The 4,772-nt window shown below is 71.3% G+C and carries 3 protein-coding genes; all 3 read left to right on the top strand.

What is annotated here, in order from left to right; genetic code table 11:
* The first annotated feature begins 862 nt into the window (after positions 1-862).
* On the top strand, positions 863-1,612 hold the full coding sequence (locus ACOJUJ_RS00650) for a hypothetical protein (protein WP_420124909.1): 750 nt from the start codon (positions 863-865) through the stop codon (positions 1,610-1,612).
* Complete coding sequence (locus tag ACOJUJ_RS00645) at positions 1,609-3,003, top strand: hypothetical protein (RefSeq protein WP_420124908.1); 1,395 nt, start codon at positions 1,609-1,611, stop codon at positions 3,001-3,003. The genes ACOJUJ_RS00650 and ACOJUJ_RS00645 overlap by 4 nt, the downstream gene beginning before the upstream one ends.
* A gap of 52 nt (positions 3,004-3,055) precedes the next feature.
* Positions 3,056-4,772, top strand: a 1,717-nt coding sequence (dnaE, locus tag ACOJUJ_RS00640) for a DNA polymerase III subunit alpha (RefSeq protein ID WP_420124907.1), incomplete at its 3' end; no start/stop codon positions are given.

Below are 4,772 nucleotides of genomic sequence, written 5' to 3'. Positions count from 1 at the left end.
TTCTCGCAGTTCGTTGTGCAATCAGAGGAACGACGGAAAAGCATCACGCGGAGGCGCGGAGGAACTGATGAGGCGCGGAGGCGTTTTGGGCGTTCCCTCCGCGCCTCTTCTGTTTTCTCCGCGCCTCCGCGTGAAAATCGTCCCCTTCACGGCACATCGAAGTCCGGGAGATGGTATGATTCCTTCCAGCGACGTGCCGCCCGCCCGCGGGAGCGAATGAATTCGCCGCTGGAAATTCGCAAAGTCCACCTGCGTGGACTCGGCGGCCCGGCGGCATTCGGCGTTCCAGGCACCTGCGCGTCCGCAACCGGGATACCACCGGGGTAGATCCGCAATCGGCGCTCGGCCGTAACGAGCCGGTCGCCTGGATATCACCGGTGCAGGATGATCGCCCTCGCGCCATCCGATACCAAACCTCGCGCAGCTGGCGGGGTTTTTTGCGTTTCCGGCCTCGGATGTACGTGCCCGATCCACCCGCCGAAGATTCCTCGACGGCATTCGAGCAGGCGTCCACGCCGTGGCGGATTCGGATACGTCTCTCCAGCACCCGATTTTCCCTCCCAATCACCCTTCCCCGCGCAACTTCTCTCCTGTGGACGCGGCCACTTTCACCTGCCGTACAGTTCGTAAACTACCTCGCTGAACGTGTGCACGGGGCCATAAAGCTGTACGCGGCAGACACGCGTGTGCACGGCGAAAACCTTTGCATGCGCTCCACGTGAACTTGCACCTAAGTAGTCTTTTTACCAGCACTTAGCTGATCGGGCACGGGAGCTTGTTTCGGGTATTATTCGGTATTACTCTTGCCTTACCCGCGCGATGACGTGAATCAAAATGCGGGGATTCATCAGAGGCTGCAACCGTGAGTGCCGCACCCGACCTCAAGCTGCTTCGCGCCACCCTGGAAAAGCGCTTTGGCGATGCCATCGTGCCGCTTCCGGGGCAGGCGCCGTCGCGCGAGCGCGCCGGGTTCCGCACCGGGGTGGCGGCTCTGGACGCGCTGGTGCCCGGCGGCGTACCCCGCCGTGCCCTCACGCTGTGGGCGGGCGAGGCCACCTCGGGCCGCACGGCCGCGCTGCGCGTGCTGGTGGAGGCTGCGTGCCGCCAGACGCTGGTGGCGCTGGTGGACGCCACGCGCACGCTGGACCCGGCCTCGTGGTGCGGCGAGGACGGGCACTCCGCGCCCGGGCTGTGGGTGGCGCGCCCGCCTTCCGCCGAACACGCCATGGAGGGCGCGTGGGTAGCCGAGACGCTGCTGCGCACGGGCGCCTTTGGCCTGGTCATCCTGGACGGGCCCCCGCCGGAGCCGGTGGAGGCGCACCGGCTGCGCTCCATCGCCCGTGACACGGACGCGGCGGTGCTGGTTTCCACCGGCGGCGGCGGCACCAGCTGGCGGGCGGACGTAAAGCTGGACTTTCGCCGCACCGGCGTACAGGCCGGCCTGCGCGCCGGCGGCCGCTTTCGCCGCCCCGGCGCCGTGCAGATGGCCAAGGGGTGGGGCGCGCGTACCGGCGAGCGGCAGGTGGAGCTGGTGCACGAGCCCGCCGCCCGGCTGCACACGGCGCACGGCCCCGACCGCCGCGCCGCCGCCCGCCTGCTGCGCTTCGGATGACGCCGCGGCGGATCGCCTGCATCCGGCTTCCCGATCCCGCGCCCGCGCTGGAGCCCGGCGCGCGCGCGGCGCTTTCGGGCGCGCTGCTGGCGGCGGCGCCGCGCGTGATCCCCGTCCGCGGACATCCCCGCGCCTTCTGGGCCGACGTGACGGGGATGGAAGGCCACGGCGGCGACGCGGGCGTGGGCCGCGCCCTGGCCGCCGCCGCTGAGCGCGCGGGGTGGACGGCGCGCGTGGGCGTGGCCGGCTGCTGCATCGCGGCCGCGGCGGCCACCCGCGAGCGCGCCGTCCCCGTGCGCGTGGTGCCGGCGGGGCGCGAGGCCGCCTACCTGCGCCGCCGCTCCCTTGCCCTCATCCCCATCCCCGCCGACCTGCGCCACTCGCTGGAGCTGCTGGGGATGCGCACCTGCGGCGACCTGGCCGCGCTGGTCCCCGCCGAGGTGGAGCTGCGCTTTGGCAACGAGGGGCTGCGCGCCTGGCGCCTGGCGCACGGCGACGACACGCGCTGGCCGTTTCGCCCCGCCGCGCCGGGGATCGCCGCCGCGGAGGCGGATTTCGAGCCGGCAATCGAGACGTCGGAGCCGTTGCGCTTTGTCCTGGGCGGGCTGATCGGCTCGGTGCTGGGGCAGCTGGAGGGGCGGCAGCGCATCCCCGCGCGCCTGCGCCTCGTCCTGCGCGTGGAAGACGCGGCGGACGACGTGCGCGAGGTGCGGCCCGCGCGCCCCACGGCCGATGCGCGGGTGCTGGCGGACCTGTGCCGCCGCGCCGTGGACGCCGAGCCGCTGGCCGGGCGCGTCCGTGGCGTTTCCCTGGTCGCGGAGGAGGAGGGGACGGCGCGGGCGGACCAGCTGGACGCCTTTGCCGCCCCCGCGCCGGACCCCGGCGCCCTGCACTCCGCTCTCCTTCCCGTGTTTGCCCGCTGGGGCGAGGGCGCGCTCAGCACGGCCGTGCACAACGGCGCCCACCTGCCCGGCGAGCACGCCGACTGGGCGCCGAAGGGGAGCGATGGCATCGCCGCGGTGGCGGACGCGCGCCCCTCCGGCGAAGAGCGCTCCGGAGAGGACAACCACGTGTTCCGCAACACCCTCCCCCTCTGCCTGCGCCGCCTTCCCGAGCCCCTTGCGGTGGAGGTTCGGGTGGACGCGGAAGGGCGTCCCGCACAGGTGGACATTCCGTCGCACCAGAATGCGTTGCCCGGCGGGGGGATCGGGGGTTTTCCACCACGACTGTGGAAAACTCGGGCGGAGGGACCAGAGCGTATTTCGGGGGCGTGGTGGGCGCGCGGAACGGCCCGGGAGTACTGGCGCGTGGAGTCGCCGGAGGGGTGGCTGGGGCTGGTGTACCGCGACGGTCCCACGGGCCGGTGGTACCTGGAAGGATGGTACGATTGAGGTGCGTTCGTGACGTGAGCGCGATGGCGCAATGCGCGCGGTTTTTCTGTAAGTGCTTGTGAATCAAGGAGATTACGTCGAGCTGCATTGTCACAGCGCGTTTTCGCTCGGTGACGGTGCTACATCGCCCGAGGGCCTTGTGTCAAGAGCGGCGGAGCTCGGATACACGCACCTTGCGCTTACCGACCACGACGACCTGGGGGGCGCCGTGCGGTTTTCGCGCGCCTGCCAATCCGCCGGAATCTCCCCCCTTCTGGGCGCGGAAACCACGCTGTGGGACGGATCTCACCTCACCCTGATTGTGGAAAACTGGTCGGGGTGGAAAAACATCTGTGCGCTGCTCACGGAGGCCCGCACCAGGAGCCCGCGCGGGGTCCCGGCGCTGGACCTGGAGACGCTCGCCGTGCGTTCCGAGGGGCTGGTGGCGCTTTCGGGGTGTCCACATGGTCGGCTGCCGTCCCTGTTGCGCCAGGATCGTCACGCGGAAGCGCGTGAATGGGCGGGGCAGCTGCGCGACATCTACGGCGACCGCTTTCACCTGGAGCTGTGGGACCACCGCACGCACCAGGAGGCGTCCCTGTGCGCGGACCTGCTGGACGTGGCGCGCGAGACGGGGATCCCCTGGACGGTGACGCACGACGTGCACTACGCCGACGCCTCCGGCCGCGCCGTGCACGACCTGATGACCTGCATTCGCCGCGAGACCACGCTGGACGAGGCACACCGCCGCGGCTGGCTGCGCCCCAGCGCGGAGTGGTGCCTGCAGGCGCCGGCGGAGATGGCGCGGCGATGGAGCACGGCGCCCGAGGGCATCCGCCGCACCCGCGAGATCGCGGAGCGCTGCGGCGGCTTTCGCCTGACCGAGGCGCCCGCCCCCCACCCCCGCTTCCATCTTCCCGCCGAGTGGGATTCCGCGGACGCCATGCTGGAGTCGCTCGCCCGCGCCGGACTGCGCGAGCGGCTGCCGGAGGCGTCGGAAACGCACTGGCGGCAGCTGGAGCACGAGCTGGCCATCATCCGCGGGATGGACATGGCCGACCACTTTCTGGTGGTGTGGGACATCTGCCGCTTTGCCCGCGCCAGCCGCATCCTGTGCCAGGGGCGCGGCTCGGCGGCCAACTCGCTGGTGTGCTACGCGCTCCGCATAACGGCGGTGGACCCCGTCGCCAACGACCTGCTCTTCGAGCGCTTCCTTTCCCCCGAGCGCCCCGAGCCGCCCGACATCGACGTGGACTTTGCGGCCATGGACGATCGCGAGCGCGTGCTGCAGTACGTGTACGAGACGTACGGGCGCGGCCACGCGGCCATGGTGTGCACCCACGTGGAGTACCGCGGCCGCAGCGCCATCCGCGACGCCGTGCGCGTGCTGGGCCTGCCGGTGGCCACGGCGGACTTTCTGGCCAAGCGGGTGGATGGATACTCGTCCGCCAGGACGGCGGCGGAGTGGCTGGAGATGGCGGAGGGCAAGGCGCTGCGGGCCGTGGGCCTGGACCCGGCGGAGCCCAGGGCGAAAGCGCTGGTCAAGCTGGTGGCGGGGCTGGACGGCCTGCCGCGCCACCGGGGGATCCACAGCGGCGGCTTCGTGCTTTCCGGCACACCGCTGGGCGAATCCGTCCCCATCGAGCAGGCGTCGATGGTCAACCGCACGGTCATCCAGTGGGACAAGGACGACTGCGCGGACCTGGGCGTTCCCAAGTTCGACCTGCTGGGGCTGGGGATGCTCAAGCTGCTGGGCCAGTGCATGGACCTGATCCGCGACTGGCGCGGCG

This window comes from Longimicrobium sp., assembly GCF_048594345.1.
In the GTDB taxonomy this organism is placed as follows: domain Bacteria; phylum Gemmatimonadota; class Gemmatimonadetes; order Longimicrobiales; family Longimicrobiaceae; genus Longimicrobium.
This window is presented reverse-complemented; position numbering and strand designations above follow the sequence as displayed.

What these genes read in the sequence shown, in the direction of transcription:
- ACOJUJ_RS00645 (WP_420124908.1), top strand. Translation starts at nt 1,609, where the DNA reads ATGACGCCGCGGCGGATCGCCTGCATCCGGCTTCCCGATCCCGCGCCC.